The following is a 16,740-nucleotide window of genomic DNA, read 5'->3' on the forward strand; positions in this document are numbered from 1 at the left end:
CTAGGTGGCGGTCACTTGGACGGCGAAGGACTGACCGGGCCAGAGGTGGTCTGCGTCGGCGTCGGCTGCTGCTTCTCTTTCTCCTTCGCCTGCGCCGACTGGAAGTACGACACCCCCGCACAGCCGGCACACGCCACCGCGCCGATCATCACACTGGCCAGCACCTTGCCGGTCTGCTCGTTCAACGTGTTCTTGGCCCGCTCGGCCCCAAACAACCAGGCCTCCCGCAACCGCCGCCGCCGAACAGCGACCGACTCGATGACCTGCGTCCCATAGTTCCCGGACATCAGGCCGGCACCCACCCGCGCCACTGGCCGGCGTCCGGCTCGTCGATCGTCGTGCCGGTAGGGAACTCCTGGACGCCCTTCCCCGGCAGATAGGCCGCGATCAGCAGGTCGAGATCGTGACAAAGCAGCATCGGAACATCTGGGCGCGACTCGACCAGACGGTCGAAGACCAATCGCGCCTCGTGCCGCTGGACCGCCTCGTCGCGTCCCAGCCAGATGTCGACCTCGAGCGGGTACGCGTCGATCGCCTGCACGTCTTCCGGTTCCGCGTCCGGGACGACGTGGTTGTTCGGCTGGACGACGTACCCCAGGACACCGTCGACCGTCCGGGCCGGACCACGCAGGCCGAACTGGTCCGGCCCGGCCGCCGACTGGTCCGGGATCGGCTCCAGCCCCAGCAGATCCTGCAGCAGCTTCGTCTCGTCACGCACCGCCGAACTCGACTGCAGGAAGATGTTCTCCCGCACTGCCATCAGTTCTCCTTCACGTACGTCACGACCTGTCCATCGCCGAGGATGATATGCACCCTCGCGGCGACCGTCTTTCCCGGTTGTCCCTTCGCACCGCCGTACGCCCGGTCCGCGAGCTCCCGGGTCAGGCCGACGTTACGGCCGTCGATCACCACCTCACCGTCCGGCGGCACCTGGTCGCTGGCCTCGTTGATGTTCCGCCGGATCGCGTTCCTGCCGCCGCTCTTCGGCGTCTTGAACTCCGTGGGCAGACCCTCGTCGCCCGGATCCTTGCGCACCATCGAGTCCGGGTTCTTCATGCCCTTCTTCGAGTCGTCCCGGAAGCGTGCATCGACACGCCAGCCCTCGTCCTCCAACCGGTCGGCGATGTCCCGTTCCCAGGGCTCGAAGACACCTTCCGGGTCGTGCACGCTCGGCGCGAACTCGTCCCCGAGCGCCTTGTGGTGGAAGGCGGGATCGAAGCCGGGCTTGTTCGTGACGCCGAACCCGCTGTCACCCGGGCGCCAGTCCTGTCCGTCGGCCGAACCGGAGCTGGACGCTCCGTCGCCGCTCGGTTGTGACTCAGGCGCTGCGCCGTACGGGTCGGGCTGCGAGCCGTACGGATCCGGCTGCGACCCGTACGGGTCCGGCTGCGACCCGTACGGGTCCGGTTGGCCGCCGTACTGGTCGGGCTGGTTGTGGGGTTGGCCGGGGGTGTGTGGGGCGTCGGGTTTGAGGTGGCCCAGGCCGTAGTAGTCGAGGTCGTCGACGTCGACCAGGTGGACGACGATCTTGTCCACCCGGGGGCCGCCGTCGGTGCCCGGCTTCATCGACTCGAAGTTGACCTTCTCGCTGACCGCGACCGGGACGAACCTCTCGTTGTCGGGCAGCGTGTACTCGCCTTCCGACTCGTCCCGCGAGCTCAGCTTGCCCAGCGGCGCGCCCTTGCGGGTGTGCATCTCGAACACCACACCGATCCGGTCCGAGACGGTCGTGAACGCGGCCCCGACCTTCGGGTGGATCGACGTGTGCTGGAACCCGCCGAAGTGGATCGGCTCGCCGATCTTGAACTTCTCCCGCGCCCAGGCGAGCAGGTTCTCCGGCTTCATCCCCTTCGGCGCGCGGACACCCCGGTACAGGGTCCGCGGCGCGTCGGCGAGCGGCGCCTTCCGGATCAGGTCCCGGAACTTCCTGGCCAGGTCGATCGCTTCCGGTGTGATCCCGCTGTTGCCGTCGTTCAGCAGTTCGGGCAGGTCCTCGACCCGGTGTCCCCGGTGCATCGCCCGGTTCACGAACGTGTGCGTACTCGCGGTGAACCGGCTGGCCGCCTCGGCCTCCTCCGGCGTAGCCCGCCGCGCGAAGTCCTCCGACTCCTCGTCGAACTTTCGCTGCGCCACCGGATCCGTCTCCCGAGCCCGCTGAGCCGGCGGGAACCCAAAGTCCTCCGGCGCCACATCCGGCACCCGCTCCCCACCAGCCGCATCCTGCCTAGGCGAATGCCCAGCCTGCTCAGGAGTGCGCTGCTCAGGCGTCCGCTGCCCCGGCGCGTGCTGGCCTGGGGCGTGCTGCTCCGGTGCGTGCTGTCCGGGAGTGTGCTGCCCCGGCACCTGGTGCTGCTCCGGCGCCCGCGACTGGCCGGGCGTCTGCGGTTGTTCCGGCGTGTGGCGCGCGTACGGCCCGAACTCATCCGGCCGAGCCCCCGGCCCGAACGGCTGCCGCGGCACCTCGTACGGCGCCTGCCCCGGGTGCCGCGGGTCGTAACCCGGCTGCTGGTACGGGTCCTGGCGCCCAGGCTGTTGGTAGGGGTCGTGGCGACCGGGCTGCTGGTACGGGTCCGGTTGCCGCGGGTCGTATCCCGGGTGCTGCCCCGGCTGACCAGGCTGTTGCCCCGGCTGCTGGTACGGGTCGTGGCGACCCGGCTGCTGGTACGGGTCCGGCTGCCGCGGATCGTGACCCGGCTGGCCCGGCTGCCGCGGGTCGTACCCAGGATGCTGACCTGGGTGCTGACCAGGCACGCCTGGCTGTACGGGCTGCTGATACGGATCCGGCTGCCGCGGGTCATAACCCGGCTGACCAGGCTGTTGCCCCGGCCGCTGGTACGGATCTGGCTGCCGCGGATCGTAGCCAGGTCGCTGCCGCGGATCGTAAGCCGGCTGACCGGGCTGCCGCGGATCGTGGCCCGGGTACTGACCCGGCTGACCTGGCTGTCCAGGGTGCTGTCCAGGCTGACCGGGGTGTTGACCCGGCTGACCCGGGTGCTGGCCGGGCGGCGGGAACTGCTGCGGTTGCCGCGGATCGTACCCAGGCTGTCCGCCTGGCTGCTGCTCCGGATACCGGTGCGGCGCAGGCACCTCGTACGGCGGCCGCCCCGGCTGCTGACCGGGCTGGAACGGATCCGGCTGCCGCGGGTCATAACCCGGCTGCTGTCCCGGATACCGCCCAGGCTGCTGACCCGGGTACTGCCCAGGCTGGCCCGGCTGCTGGGGGTACTGCCCCGGCTGCCGCGGGTCGTACCCAGGCTGCTGCCCAGGTCCGGGCGACTGCTGCGGCTGTCCGTGATGCCGCCCAGGTGCCTGCGACTGCCCCGGCCCGAACGACTGCCCCGGACCATGCGGCTGCTGACTCGGCGACTGCGACTGCCCGGGAGCGTACGACTGCTGCGGCGGACCGTAGTTCGGCTGCTGCGGCCCCGGACCGTAGTCAGGCTGCTGCCCAGGACCGAACGACTGCTCCGGCTGCTGATGCGGCGCCTGCGACTGGCCCGGACCGTACTGTCCCGGCTGACCGGGCTGATGCCCCGTCGGACCGAACTGGCCCTCGGGCTGCTGCCCCGGGTGGTAGCCCGGCTGCTGGCCGGTGGGGCCGAACTGGCTTTCAGTGTGGTAGCCCGGGTGCTGTGGTCCGAACTGGCCCTGCGGTTCGTAGGAAGGCGCCTGCCGCTGAGCGTCGTCGATCGTGTTCCGCGGGATCGCCTGCGTCGTCTCAGGATCAAACACCGGCTGCTGCGGTGCCTGCTGCCCCGGGCCGAACGGCGTCTGCTGCGGCGGCCCGTAGTTCGGCTGCTGCGACTGCCCCGGTCCGTACGACGGCGCTGGGCCGTAGTCCGGCTGCGACTGGCCTGGGCCGTGCGACGGCTGCTGCCCCGGGCCGTACGACGGCTGCTGTTGCGCGGGGCTGTAGCCCGAGGGCGGGCCGTAGTCCGGCTGGGGGCTGGGGTCGAACGGGGTGAACGGCGGCTGCGGTGTGTTCTGCGGGGTCGACTGGCGGACCGCCTGCTGTGCCCAGTAGTTGTTCGCCGCTGGGCGCTCGACAACGATCGGCGCCGGGCGCTGACCGGGTGGGAGGTCCAGCGGACCGCCGTGGTCGCGGACATGCAGGTGCCAGGTGTCGGTCTCCGGGTCGTGCTCCAGCTTCGTCGGGTAGAACGGCTGGTGCGGCCCGTGCATGACCTCGTCGATACCGACGGCCGGGTCACGCATGAACGACATGTCCTTGCCGTGCCGCGCATCGATGTGCAGTACGACGCGGCCCGCGGCGTACCTGCCTCCGCTGAAGTCCTGGGCGCCGTTCTCACCCTTGGCAGAGTGCGTGAACGCCGGCTCCCGGACCGAGTTGCCGGGCAGGTACCGGTTCAGGAACGCCTCCAGCTCGTCCGCCGACTGGAAGCTGAGGCCGCGATGGATCGTGCCGCGGAAGTCGGGCAGCTTGTTCATCACCGACGCCGCGACCCGGGCGACCGGGTTCTGCTCGACCGAACGGTCACCCGCCCGGTAGGCGTCGTTGATGTCCTGGTGGTCGTGCCCGATCAGCATTCGCTCCAGGGCGGTGAGCTCGGTCTCGGACAGATCGTCGACCTGATCTCCGAGCTGCTGCCGGCCGCGCTCGCGGATCAGCGCCAGCTTGCCCGGCTCCAGACCGCCTTGGGCACGCAGCGCCGCCAGGTCCCGCTCCGAGGCCCGGAAGTTCCGGTCCCCCAACGCCGACCCCACGAACGGCCCGTCATCCGGCACCGCACCATACGGATCAGCCCCACCATCCGGCACCCGCGACTCCGGCACACGACCGTCAGGCACCTGCGACTCGGGCGCACGACCGTCCGGCGAGTGCCCGTCCGGGGTGCGCGAGTCCGGCGAAGCGGACTCGGGTGTGCGTGACTCGGGAGCACGAGACTCCGGAGCGTTGCTCTCCGGCGCACGGCCGTCGGGTGTACGCCCGTCCGGCGCATGCCCATCCGGGGCGTGCGCGTCCGGCGTACGCCCATCCGGGGTGCGTGCGTCCGGGGTGCGTGCGTCCGGTGTACCAGTGTCAGGCGCACGACCGTCCGGGGCATGCCCGTCCGGCGTCCGCGAGCCCGGGGGCCCCGTCTCCGGCGTGCGCCCGTCCGGGGTCCGCCCATCCGGCGTACCGGTCTCCGGCGTTCGTCCGTCAGGTGTGCGTCCGTCTGGGGTGCGCGCGTCCGGCGTACCGCTCCCAGGCGCACGACCGTCCGGCGCACGACTGTCCGGGGTGCGGCCGGTTGGTGCGCCTGTGTTCGGGGTGTGGGTTCCGGGGGTGTTGATGTCCGGGGGGCGGTTCGCGCCGAGGGGGGTTTGGGGGCGCATGAACTGGAGTTGCGACGCCGGCGGGGTGTCCGGGGTGCGCGGCGGGCCTTCCCAGCGGCCGCCCGGCTCGCGTACGGCGAACTGGATCGAGGTGATGTCGCCGGGGTTGCCGTTCGCGGGGTCGGCGTACGGGTTCTTCGGGTACGGGCTGTGGTGACCGTCCGGGAACGCCTCCACGATCCGGCCGCCGGGCGGCTGGGCGTCGAGGAACTTGACCCGGCCGTGCTGGTCGACGAACGCGTTCAGGACGTGCCCACCGCCGGGGATGTTGGGCATCGACGATCGCCAGGTGACGAAGATGTTCGCGTGCGTGCCCGGCGGACGGCCGCTCAGCGCGTCGTAGACCCGGCGGTAGGCGGCGTTGGTGAAGTCGGCCGGATCGGCGTTCCAGTCCTGCACCGCCATCTTCTGGTCCGCCGGGAAGTCCTCCAGGTCCATCCACTCGAGGGTGGCTTCCGGGTTCTCGCCGTTCGCGAGCTTGCGCCCGGCGGCCAGGTCCGGGGTGCCACCGTTCAGGATGTCCGCGACCTTGCGCGAGACGTCCGCGCAGTTCATCCGGTACTGCGGGCCGATGCCGTGGTCCGGGTTGACGTTGCCGACCCAGTTCTCGGGGTTCTCGTGCGGCGGGCGGCCGACCGACTCGCGCAGATCCGACCGGCGAGGGTCGGCCGCATGCGGCTCGATGTACTGGTCCGGGTCGATCTGCGACCGGGGCTTGCCCGGTTCCGGACGCAGGTACTCCGGCTTCAGCCGGTCGATCTCGATCTGACGCGCCAGCGGGGTGTCGTACGTCGGGTCGTTGCCGCCGTCGGGCGAGTCCGGTTCCCGCCGTACGGCGGTCGGGTCGTGCTCCGGGTCGTAGCCGCGCGGGCCCCAGGACTCCGGGTTGGCCGCCGGCGGCTCCACCCGACCCGGCCGGAGCAGCGCGCTGGGCGTCTGGGCCGGGTCCAGCGTGTGCGGCTGGTTCGGAGTGTGCGGCTGGTTCGGCGTGTTGGGGGTGTTCGGCGTGTTCGGGGCGTGGTTGGTGTGACCTGGTACGCCGGGATGCAGCGGCATGACCGGTGCGACTGCCGGGTCCGCGTTCCGCGCCGCGATCGGGTCGGGGGTGTGCGTGGTCGGTGCGTTCGGAGCGTTCGTCTCCGGGACCCGGGAGGTGCCGGGCGTGTTCGGAGTCCCCGTCTCCGGCACCCGGGAGGTGCCGGGCGTGTTCGGAGTGCTCGTCTCCGGCGTGCGCGTGGTGCCCGGCGCGTGCGTCTCGGGCGTCCGCGTGGTCCCCGGCGTCGCCGTCTCCGGAGTCCGTGAGGTCTCCGGCCTGTGTGTCGTCGAGTCCGGCGTCCGCGAAGTCTCGGGCGTGTGTGTCGTCGAGTCCGGCGTCCGCGAGGTGCTCGCCGCGTTCGAGTCGGGAGTACGCGAGGTGCTCGGCGTATTCGAGTCCGGAGTACGCGACGTCTCCGGCGTGTGCGTCGTCGAGTCCGGCGTCCGCGAGGTGCTCGGCGCGTTCGCGTCGGGAGTACGTGACGTGTTCGGCGTATTCGAGTCAGGCGTACGCGAAGTGCTCGGCGCACTCGAATCCGGAGTACGCGACGTACTCGGCGCGCTCGAGTCCGGCGTGCGCGTCGTACCCGGCGAAGTAGACGAGTCCGGCGTGCGCGAAGTACCGGGCGTCGTGGTCGAGTCCGGGGTGCGGGTGCCGGGCGATGTCGGGGCGTCCGGTCCGCGGCCGCCCGGAGTCGTCGTGGTCGTGTCGGGGGTGCGCGTGGTCGGCGACGCCGTCGTGTCCGGTGTGGTGGTGCCGGGAGAAGTGGTTTCCGGCGCGCGGTTGGTCGGCGTCGTCGTACCGGGGTCCGAGTGCGAGACAGGCGTCGACGGCGAGTCCGCGCTCGGCGCATGCGTCGTGCTCGGTGCATCGACGTTCGGAGTATTCACCGAAGGCGCGTCGACCGACGGCGCGTTGACCGCGGGGGCATCCACCGACGGAGCGTGAGCCGAAGGAGCGTCCACCGACACGTTCGGCGTGTCGACGCTCGGCGTGTCCACCGACGGCACGTCGATCTTCGGGACGCCCTGCATCTTGAAGGTGTCGCCGACGATCGGGATCTTCGACAGTCCCCCGACCACGTCGCCGACCTTCGGGATCTTCGTCACCGCGCCGAGCGCCATGTCGTGCATGGCGACCCGCATGCCCTGCAACTTCGAGGCCGCGCCGGCCACCTTCGACACCGCCATACTCGCGGCGCCGAACTTGCCGGCCATCGCCGCGGTCTTGACCGCGCCGGCAGTGCCACCACTGGCCACGGTCGCGACGACGTTGGTGAGCGCCATGCCGAGCGCCTTGCCCGGGTTCTTCGCCCACTCGTCCCAGGCGACGAAGCCCTTGAACATCTGCTCGCCCATGGTGAGGCCCATCTCGCCCCAGTCCTTCACCCAGTCGGGGCGAGTGTCCTGGCCGGTGAGCTTGTCCATACCCCACCAGGCGAGCTGGATCGGCGCGGTCACGATCTGCCCGACCATGGTGCCGAGGCCGACCCAGGCGTTGCCCGCGTCCTCCCAGGTCGGGATGTCGTACCCGAGGGTGTCCTTCGCCCAGTCCTTCAGGCCGGGGATCATGCCCAGCAGCGGCAGCACCGGAATCAGCGTCAGGACGCCCTCGATGGTCTCACCGACGACAGTGGCGACGCCGACGACGAAGTCCACCGGGAACTCGACGATGTCCTGCCACAGCGGCTTGTCCCGCTCTTCCGGCGTACCCCACGCGGGCTCCGGCGGGTCGCCTTCCTCTTCCTTCGGCTCCGGCGGCTTCTCGCCCTCGCGGACACCGGTCTCCGGGTCCCAGGTCTTGCCGCCGTGCAGCTTGACGATCTCGTTGGCCGCGGTGAAGCAGAGGTCGGGCAGTTCCTCCTGGACGATCCGGGTGACGTCACCAACCATCCGGTTGTTGTCGTCGATCATGTCCTGGTCGTTCTGCCACTCCGGGTTCCGGTTCTTCCGGCGGTGCCACTCGTAGGCCTCTTCCCGGATGTCCTTCAGCGTCCCCAGCCGGCTGCGCACCGCGTCGGCGAGCGTGTCCAGGTGCCCGGAGATCTTCGGCAGGCTCGGGCCGAACTCGGTGAGGTTGGTCTGGATCTTCTTCGTCGAGTTGACCAGCAGCTCGCGCTCCGGCGCGTGGTACACGCCGTTCAGCCGCTGGAAGGTGTTGTGCACACCGTTGCCCACGTCGGTGAAACCCTGCCCGAGGCCGCCCAGCTTCGACACGTTCCGGTCGAGGGCGGAGACCACTTTGTCGAGCTCTGTGATCGGGATGCCTTCGGGTTTGATCATGTCAGTTCAGTCCTCGGTCAGACACGGGATCAACGATTGCTGCTGGTACGGCGTACTGCCGGGATCACGACTGCGGGCGGGCCTCGGCCATCGCCTGCTCGAGCGTCCGCTCGCTCGGCGCGAACGAACTGATGCCGTGGTCGGCCACCAGGAACATCAGGTTCGCGTAGCCCGGCGGCACGAAGACGAGGTACTCCTGCACCTGGTACGCCGCCCAGTCGGCCAGCTCCTCGGCCGTCGCGCCCAGCTCGGGCGACGGCGCTTCGGCGGTCAGCCACTCCGCGAGCCGTACCCGGCCGGCCTGTGCGACCTCCGGCGGCGCGACCGCCGCTTCCTGCTCGCTCATACCGCCTGGTTCCTTCCGGTCGGCTGCGGGTTCCCACCCGGCGGGTTGGGGATCTCACCCTTGGACGCGTTGCGCTGGGCGTTCAGGACCATCTCTTCCTGGCCGTCCATGTAGGCCTGGAGCGCGTTCTGGGCGCCGGTCAGCGATGCGCCGACCTGCTTCGCCGCGGCCTCCAGGGTCGGCTGCCAGTGCTGGCCGTACTCGCTGAGGGCGACCGCGACGATGGTGAAGGTCTCGTAGTTGAGTCCCTCCATGATCGCGCCCAGCTGCTCGCCGTACGACTTGGCCAGCCCGTCGAACGGCTCCGCCTCGGTCACCGTGTCGGTGAGGACCTTGCTCGCTCCCGCGACGTCGATGTCCCAGTCCACTGTCACTCCTCAGATCTGCCGGACCCTGCCCACAACAAGCCCGGACGTGCCCCGCCGAGCGGGGAACGTCCAGGGCGGATGCTGCTGTGCGGTACGGCGGTCAGCCGCCGATACCGTCGACCGCGGCCGACGCCTTCTTCAGGGTCGCCGCGGCGGTCGAGTCGTTCTGCGCCAGCGTGTCCTTCAGCGACTGGATGATCGCCAGGGTCTGGTCGGCCGCCTTGTTGAAGCGGTCCTCGACGCCACGGTAGTTCTCGGTCACGCCGCTGGCCGAGGCGTCCGACAGGGCCGCGGTCACGTTCTGCTTGTGGGTCGCGATCAGGCCCGAGATCTGGCCGGAGAGGCTGTTGATCTTCGACTGCACCTCGCCCGAGGCGGCGGTGTCGTAGCTGTTGCGGTTTGCCATCGTCGATTCCTCTCTCAGCGCTTGCCGAACTTGGCGGCGTTGAAGTCGGCCGCACCCTGGTTCTTCTTCGCGGTGTCGGCCATCTCGCTGTCACCGGTGCGGAAGGCGGCGTCCATCCCGGACTGGCCCTGGTTGATCGCGGCGAGCCCGGCGTTCAGGTCGGCGGCGATGCCGTCCACGTTCGCCTTGAACGCGTCGAACATCTGCTTGCCGGCGCCGCTCATCTTGCCTTCCAGGGGCTGCGCAGCGGCGACCAGCTGCTTCACCAGGCCACCGAGGTCCTGGGTTCCGGTAGACGTCTTCTTGGCCAACTGGCTCAGGGTGTCCTGGCCCATGTCCCAGCGTCCGGTCACGGTCTCTCCTTCGAAGTGTGGTTTCGCCGCACCGTCACGATAGTCGGAGGTACGGGTCAAGGTTCGGCTGCCCGCCGCCTGCCCGCACCTTTCGACCACGATCGAAAGGCCCCCGCGACACGCCCGTGAGAATCCGCCGACCAGCGGCCCCGGAACTTGTTGCCTAGATCAACTACTCGGTCCGGTCCGCCAGGTCCAGCGCGGCCTGGTCGATCGGCACCGGCGCCAGCGCGGCCCGCTCGGCCACCGAACCGATCGGGTACGAGCCGTAGCCGAGCTCGATGAACCCGTTCGCCACCGAGTAGCCGCCGCCCCGGCCGAGCATCGTGAGGAGCGGCTCGTACGGATCGTCCAACTGCGGGAACCGTTGCCGAGGCAGGTCCCCGAGCGCAGCCCACCGCACGATCGCGGCAGCGTGCGCCGGCCGGATCGGAAACCCTCCTGCGGTTGCCGCGTCGATCTGGAGCTTGGCCAGCAGCGCTGGGTCGACGGCAACCTCCGGATCCAGCGCCCCCGCCAGATCGCTGAACGGCCACCCGTCCTCGGCGCCGACGGCCAGCGCCCATTGCGCCGTACGCCGGAGGAACTCACCCGCCAGGCGACCGCGAGACCGCCGATGCGCGCGCGCCGCGTCCTCGTCCCAGTGCACGGCGAGCAGGCGGTCGGCCATGCGCTCTGCCGCGGCGGTGTCGGTCACCATTCCATACCTTCGATCGCTCTCTGGACGATGTCGTCGAGGTTGGACAGATCGGGCGCGAGACCCCCGGGAGGCGGGGTCAGGCCGAGACTCTTCCAGTGCCCCAGCAGGACCTCGAGGTCAGCCTGCAGCGACCGCGGCGCCACCGTGTGGGCACCCGCGTTCTCGCGGGTGTAATCGTAGGTTCCTTCCTTCCACCCATCGGCGAAGTTGTACGGCACGCCGGCCGCCATCAACTTGGCCTCCGCGTACTCGTGAGCGATCAGCGACCGCAACTGGTTGTCCTCGCCCTCCCGAAGGTTCAGTGTCCCGTTCATCCCCGCCTTCCACAGGTCCGCGATGTCCTTGTCAGCGGTGAAGTTGCCTTTCACGATGTCCCCGGGACCGACCGAGACGTGGTGCTGGTTCACGAAGAGGTTCCGCTTCGCCACGTCCACGACAGCGGGATCGAGCTCGAGCTCCTCGGCGATCTGCGGAACGTCGTCGGTCAGGTCCCGGATCCGCCGGTACGCCGCTTCCGCCGCGGGCGAGTCCCGGGAAACGAACTCGCTGTCCGGCAACTCCCGCACCTCGTACCCAGCGTTCCGCGCACTCGGAACCGCCCTGCCCGCCGACCCGGCCGGCTGACCCTGCGGCGGGCCGCCGTACTGCGGTCGCGCCTCCGGCCGCTGCGCCGTGCGCTGCCAGGGCGGCTGGTACTCCGGCGACGCCGGCTGACGCGGCGGAGAAGGCTGCTGCGGGTCGTACCTGGGTTGCTCGTCCAGGGGCTGCCCCGGCCGCTGACCAGGTTGCCGATACTGCGGTTGTTGACCCGGCTGGTCCGGCCTGTACTGCGACGCCCGGTCAGCGAACGGATCAATCGGCGTCTGCGGGGTCTGAGGCGTGGCCGGCGGATGGGTCTCCTGCACCCGTTTCCGGACGGCCGCAAGCCGGGGATCGACGTCCGGAACCGTCGGCAACGACGGCCAGCCGCCTGGTGGAGGCTCCGGCGGCCCGCCGTGGTCACGGATCTTGATGTGCAGCGTGCGGTTGGCTTCGTCGTACCGCATCTCGGTGGCATGGAAAGTGGTGTGCGGCGGGTGCATGACCTCCTGGAAACCGGGGCGAAGGAAGCTGAGATCCTTGCCGTGCCTGGCATCGATCTCCAGCTGCACGTTGAACCCGAAGGCACCGTCCGGTGTCTTGGCCGAGTGCTGGAACGCCGGTTCCCGAACGGTGGAACCGGGCGCGTACCGCCGCATGAACGCCGCCAGATCCTCTGGCTCGATCTGGATGCCGCGGTGGACGGTCCCGCTGACGTCCGGCATCTTGTTCATCGCAGACACCGCCAGGCGGACCGTCGGATCGTGCTCGATCCTCAGGTCACCCGCGCGGTAGGCAGTGTTGATGTACTGGTGGTCGGTCGTCAGCAACTTTTCCAGCGCGCGGATGTCGACGTCCGTCAGATTGGCGATGGCGGAGCTGGGCTGCAGCCGTCCACGGCGCCGGTGCTGCTCGATCCGGCCTGCTTGGTAGTCGGGGTCCCTGCGCAGGAACTCAGCCTCGTCGTGCCTCGACGCCTGGAAGCTGCGGTCTGCCAGTTCCGGCTCCGGGTGCCTGCCTGGCGAGGCCGGGTGCTCGCCGGCGCGGATCACGTCCGGCGTGTGCGGTGCGTCGACGCGGTGGGACTGCGCGCGCGGGATCTGCGACAGGGACGCCGGTGGGGTGGTCGGCGTGCGCGGAACGCCCTCCCAGCTCCCGCCCGGCTCGCGGACGGCGAACCTGATCGAGGTGATGTCGATCGGATCGCGCCGCGTGCTGCCGTCCGGCAACGTCGTCTCGGACCAGTACGGATTCGCGGGATCCGGTCCCAAGTGCCCGTCCGGGAAGGCGTCCTCGAGCTTGCCACCCGCCGGCTGGGTGTCGAGGAACTTGACTCGCCCTGTCTCGTCGACGAACGCGTTGAAGACGTGCCCACTGCCCGGGATGTCGGGGTTGGAGCTCCGCCACGTGACGAAGATGTTGGCGTGGGTGCCCGGCGGCCGGTCGATCAGCGCGTCGAACACCCGGCGGTAAGCGGCGTTGGTGAAGACGGCCGGGTTGGCGTTCAGGTCCGGATGCGCCCACATCTGATGCTCCGGCTTGAAGTCCGCCAGGTCCATCCACTCCAGCGTGCTGTCGGGTTGCTCGCCAGTTCTGAACTTGTTGCCGGCCGCCAGCCGCGGCTTGCCGCCGTACAGGATGTCGGCGGCGTTCCGCGCTGTCTCCGGGCAGTTCATCTCGTGGGGCTTGCTCGTGCCGTAGTCCGGGTTGACGTTGCCCATCCACTCGGCCACGTTGCTGTGCGGCGGGTCACCGACCGAGCGGATCAGCTTGCCCGCCCGCGGATCCATGGGGTCCGCCGGGATGTGGCTGAACGGATCGACCTCCGGCCGGGGCTTGCCGGGCTCCGGACGCAGGTAGTCCGGCTTCAGCTTGTCGAGCTCGACCTGCCGCGCCAGCGGGTCGTCCCACCTCGGGTCGTTCGCGTCGTCTGTGTGCGTGTTCGGCTGGCGCTGCGGACGCATCGGGTCGTTACGCTGCCACGCCGGGGTGTTCGCGTCCGGTCCGCGCACCGGACCGCGCGGGTCGCTGCGCTGCCACGGCGGCGTGGAGTCCCATCGGCCGTGGTCACCACTGCGCGGAGCTCCGGCGGACGGTGTGTGCCGCGCGGCCGGCGCATCCACGGCGCCCGGCTGGTTCGGCGTACCGGGTCGGCCCGGCGTGGTGGGCACGTTGGGTGCACCACCGACATACCCGGGTACGCCGGGATGCATCGGCATCACCGGTGTCCCAGGATCGGCGTTCCCGGCCACCCCCGGATCCCGCCCCGGCGACGTGCCCTCAGCCGATCGCGTCCCCGAGGCCGCCGAACTCCCCTCCGGCACCCGCGCCGCCCCCGGCGTATTCGCCGTCCCCGCCTCCGGCGAACGCGACGTCTCGGGTGTGCGCGTGGTCTCGGGTGTGCGCGTGGTCTCGGGTGTGCGCGGCGTCTCCGGCGAATGCGTGCTCTCCTGCGTCCGCGACGTCGCGGGGGTGCGCGTGCTCTCCGGCGAACTCGACGTCTCGGGCGTCCGCGACGTCTCCGGCGAACGCGATGGCTCGGGAGAGCCCGTCGTTTCCGGCGCGCGTGAGGTGTCCGTCCCGCGGGAGGTGTCCGGGGTACGGGATGTGTCCGTCCCACGCGACGTGTCCGGAGTACCGGACCTGTCCGTCCCACGCGACGTACCCGGCGCGCGTGAGGTGTCCGTCCCACGCGACGTGTCCGGGGTGCGGGACGCGTCTGTCGTGCGGGACGTGTCTGGGGTGCGGGGCGTGGTTGTGTCGGGGGTTCTTGTGCTCGAGGCCGGCGTTGACGGGGTGCGGGTGCCCGGGGTTGTGGGCGTATCCGGCGTACGGGAGCTCGGCGGGGTCGTACTGGGATCCACGTGCGGACCGGGCGTCGTCGTCCCGGGATTCAGGTGTGTGGCCGGTGGGGTGATGACCGGGTCTACCTGCGACAGCGGCGGCGAGTCGGCATCGGGCGTGTGGTCGGGTGTGTCGATCGACGGGCGGTCCGTCGTGACGTCGGACGTGTCGACCGGCGGACTGTCCACGGGAGCACTCACGTCCGACGTGTCCACCGGCGGACCGACCACGGACGAACTGTCGACCGGCGAGGCGTCGACGGGTGAGGTGTCGACAGAGGTGCTGTCGACCGCGGAGGTGTCGACCGCCGAGGTGTCGGCGGACGAGGTGTCCGTTGTGGCGTCGGGTGAGTTGAAGGACGTGGGTGCGGTCGAGTCGGTGCCGTCGGGGACGTTGGCCGGAACGTCCACCGGCTCGACGCCCTCGAACCGGAAGGAGTCGCCGAAGACCGGGATCTTGGACAGCCCGGAGATCACGTCGCTGACCGTCGGGATCTTCATCGCTGCGGCGAGGGCCGCGTCGTGCATGGTGATCCGGACGCCCTGCACCTTGGACGCCACGCCGGCGAGCCTCGCCACCGTGGTGCTCATCGCGCCGAACCGGCCGGCCAGCGCCACGGACCTGACCGCCCCGGCCGAGCCGCCGGAGAAGATCGTGGCGACGATGTTCGTGGTCACCATCCCCAGTGCTTTGCCCGGGTTCTCCTTCCACTCGTCCCAGGCGAGGAAGCCCTCGATCATCTGGTCGCCCATCGTCACGCCCGTCTGGCTCCACTCCTTGAGCCAGTCGGGCCGCTCGATGCCGAGGAGTTCTTCGGCGCCCCAGGCGATGAGCTGGCCCGGAGCCGACGCGAGTTGCCCGGCGAAGATGCCCAAGCCCTTCCAGGCGTTCCCCGCGTCCTCCCAGGTCGGTATGTCGTAGTTCAGGGTGTCCTTCGCCCAGTCCCTCAACCCGTCGATCTCGCCCAGCAGCGGCAGCACCGGCACCAGGGTCAGGATGCTCTCGAGCGTCTCGCCGAGGACGGTGAGGACGCCCTGGCAGAAGTTGCCCGGGAACATGAGGGTGTCCGCCCACCACGGATGGTCCACGTTCTCTGAAGTCCCCCACGGCGGGTCTTCCGGTTCCGGCGCGTCCGCCGGCGCCGCGGGCGCCTCCTCACCTTCGCGCAGGCCCGTCTCCGGGTCCCAGGTCTCACCGCCGTGGAGCTTGACGATCTCGTTGGCGGCCGTGAAGCAGATCTCCGGGAGCCTGTCTGTCATGATCGTGCCCACCAGCGCGACCAGCATGTTGCACTCGTCAACCATTGCCTGATCGCTCTGCCAGTCCGGGTCGGCGTCTTTCCGGCGCTGCCAGTCGTAGGCGTCTTCCTGGATGCTCTCGAGCATTCCCGCATAGCCGCGCATCTCGTCGGCGAGGGTGGCCAGGTGCCCCGCCATCGCCGGCAGACTCGGGCCGAACTCGTCGAGGTTCGTCTTGACCTTCAGGGTCGAGTTGACCAGGAGCTCCCGCTCGGGCGCTTCGTAGACCTCGTTCAGCCCCTGGAAGGTGTTGTGGATGTCGTTGCCCAGGTCGGTGAACGGCTCTCCGAGCCCGCTCAGCTCCGAGACGTGCTCGTCCAGGGCCGAGGCCACCAGGGTCAGTTCCTCGACCGGGATGCCTTCCGGGTGGATCATGTCAGCTCAGTCCTCGGTCACACTCGGCGCGGCACAACTGATGCCGTGATCGCCCACCAGTAACAGCAGGCAGACGTAGCCGGACGGAACGAGGACTTCCGGCGCCGTCGCCGGCTGCTCGTCGCTCATACGGCGACGTCCCCGCCCTTGGTCGGCATCGCGTCCGTCGGGTCCGGGATGTACCCGTTCGCAGCGTTCCGTTGCGCGTTCAGGACCATCTCTTCCTGCCCGTTCAGGTAGGCCTCGAGGGCATTCTGCAAGCCGGTCAGTGAGGCTGTGACCTGCGTCGCCGCGGCTTCCAGGGTCGGCGCCCAGTGCGCGGAGTACTCACCGATGGCCGCCGAGACGACGTTGAGGCAGCCCAGCGCCGCGGTGTCCCCGGCCAGAACACCTTGACCGCCGCGTGCCCCAGCCCGCCGAGCACCGGGAGCCACGACCATGTACGTCGTTCCCAGCATCAGAGCCGTCAGCGCCTCGCCGTACGTCGTCAGCAGGCCGTTGAACGGCTCCGCGGCCGTCGCCGTGTCGATGAGCACCTTGCCCGTGCCCTCGACGTCGATGTCCCAGTCCACTGCCCCTCCTTGGTCCGCGATGTTGTGGGGCAGATCAGCCGTCGATGACGTCGTCGGGGCCCACGACTTGCCAGGTGTCGTGAATGTCATCGCCGATGTCGCTGATCTGCTGCGCGAGACCGCGCAGGGTCGCCACACTCGCGTCCAGCGCCTTGACCGCTGCGGTCACCTCGTCGACCGGGACACCGTCGGGTTCGATCACGGGGCCACCCTGCCAATCCGACCTTTCCACCCGCTTTCCACG

The 16,740-nt window shown here is 70.0% G+C and carries 12 protein-coding genes; all 12 read right to left on the reverse strand.

The window, feature by feature from the left end:
* Positions 1 to 11 precede the first annotated feature (11 nt).
* Positions 12 to 287 carry a hypothetical protein gene (locus tag ACWCOV_RS14385; protein ID WP_449829685.1) on the reverse strand — a complete coding sequence of 92 codons (276 nt, stop codon included), beginning with the start codon at positions 285 to 287 and terminating at the stop codon, positions 12 to 14.
* A complete protein-coding gene (locus tag ACWCOV_RS14390; protein WP_449829686.1) occupies positions 287 to 760 on the reverse strand; it encodes a hypothetical protein in 474 nt (157 codons plus the stop codon). Before ACWCOV_RS14390 ends, ACWCOV_RS14385 begins: the two co-directional genes overlap by 1 nt.
* Positions 760 to 8,655 carry a toxin glutamine deamidase domain-containing protein gene (locus ACWCOV_RS14395; RefSeq protein WP_449829687.1) on the reverse strand — a complete coding sequence of 2,632 codons (7,896 nt, stop codon included), beginning with the start codon at positions 8,653 to 8,655 and terminating at the stop codon, positions 760 to 762. Before ACWCOV_RS14395 ends, ACWCOV_RS14390 begins: the two co-directional genes overlap by 1 nt.
* A 64-nt stretch (positions 8,656 to 8,719) precedes the next feature.
* The gene (locus ACWCOV_RS14400) at positions 8,720 to 9,001 is read right to left on the reverse strand and encodes a hypothetical protein (RefSeq protein ID WP_449829688.1); all 282 of its coding nucleotides are present in this window, start codon (positions 8,999 to 9,001) and stop codon (positions 8,720 to 8,722) included.
* Positions 8,998 to 9,369 carry a DUF6507 family protein gene (locus tag ACWCOV_RS14405; protein WP_449829689.1) on the reverse strand — a complete coding sequence of 124 codons (372 nt, stop codon included), beginning with the start codon at positions 9,367 to 9,369 and terminating at the stop codon, positions 8,998 to 9,000. Before ACWCOV_RS14405 ends, ACWCOV_RS14400 begins: the two co-directional genes overlap by 4 nt.
* A gap of 100 nt (positions 9,370 to 9,469) precedes the next feature.
* Entirely contained in the window at positions 9,470 to 9,775 is a 306-nt protein-coding gene (locus ACWCOV_RS14410) for a pore-forming ESAT-6 family protein (protein WP_360521496.1), read from the reverse strand.
* Positions 9,776 to 9,789: 14 nt separating this feature from the next.
* Positions 9,790 to 10,128, reverse strand: coding sequence for a hypothetical protein (locus ACWCOV_RS14415; RefSeq protein ID WP_449829690.1), 339 nt, complete (start codon positions 10,126 to 10,128; stop codon positions 9,790 to 9,792).
* Between the two features lie 172 nt (positions 10,129 to 10,300).
* A complete protein-coding gene (locus ACWCOV_RS14420; RefSeq protein WP_449829691.1) occupies positions 10,301 to 10,825 on the reverse strand; it encodes a hypothetical protein in 525 nt (174 codons plus the stop codon).
* Positions 10,822 to 15,924: a toxin glutamine deamidase domain-containing protein gene (locus tag ACWCOV_RS14425; protein WP_449829692.1), complete on the reverse strand. Its 5,103-nt coding sequence runs from the start codon at positions 15,922 to 15,924 to the stop codon at positions 10,822 to 10,824. The genes ACWCOV_RS14420 and ACWCOV_RS14425 overlap by 4 nt, the downstream gene beginning before the upstream one ends.
* 6 nt (positions 15,925 to 15,930) lie before the next feature.
* The gene (locus ACWCOV_RS14430; protein WP_449829693.1) at positions 15,931 to 16,053 is read right to left on the reverse strand and encodes a hypothetical protein; all 123 of its coding nucleotides are present in this window, start codon (positions 16,051 to 16,053) and stop codon (positions 15,931 to 15,933) included.
* Positions 16,050 to 16,496: a DUF6507 family protein gene (locus ACWCOV_RS14435; RefSeq protein WP_449829694.1), complete on the reverse strand. Its 447-nt coding sequence runs from the start codon at positions 16,494 to 16,496 to the stop codon at positions 16,050 to 16,052. Before ACWCOV_RS14435 ends, ACWCOV_RS14430 begins: the two co-directional genes overlap by 4 nt.
* Positions 16,497 to 16,530: 34 nt before the next feature.
* Positions 16,531 to 16,698: a hypothetical protein gene (locus ACWCOV_RS14440; protein WP_449829695.1), complete on the reverse strand. Its 168-nt coding sequence runs from the start codon at positions 16,696 to 16,698 to the stop codon at positions 16,531 to 16,533.
* Positions 16,699 to 16,740 lie beyond the last annotated feature (42 nt).

The organism is Kribbella sp. NPDC002412 (genome assembly GCF_053592935.1).

Excerpts from the sequence above, each read along its gene's own strand:
- ACWCOV_RS14385 (WP_449829685.1), bottom strand. The coding sequence starts at position 287 with ATGTCCGGGAACTATGGGACGCAGGTCATCGAGTCGGTCGCTGTTCGG.
- ACWCOV_RS14390 (WP_449829686.1), bottom strand. The coding sequence starts at position 760 with ATGGCAGTGCGGGAGAACATCTTCCTGCAGTCGAGTTCGGCGGTGCGT.
- ACWCOV_RS14395 (WP_449829687.1), bottom strand. The coding sequence starts at position 8,655 with ATGATCAAACCCGAAGGCATCCCGATCACAGAGCTCGACAAAGTGGTC.
- ACWCOV_RS14400 (WP_449829688.1), bottom strand. The coding sequence starts at position 9,001 with ATGAGCGAGCAGGAAGCGGCGGTCGCGCCGCCGGAGGTCGCACAGGCC.
- ACWCOV_RS14410 (WP_360521496.1), bottom strand. The coding sequence starts at position 9,775 with ATGGCAAACCGCAACAGCTACGACACCGCCGCCTCGGGCGAGGTGCAG.
- ACWCOV_RS14425 (WP_449829692.1), bottom strand. The coding sequence starts at position 15,924 with ATGATCCACCCGGAAGGCATCCCGGTCGAGGAACTGACCCTGGTGGCC.
- ACWCOV_RS14430 (WP_449829693.1), bottom strand. The coding sequence starts at position 16,053 with ATGAGCGACGAGCAGCCGGCGACGGCGCCGGAAGTCCTCGTTCCGTCC.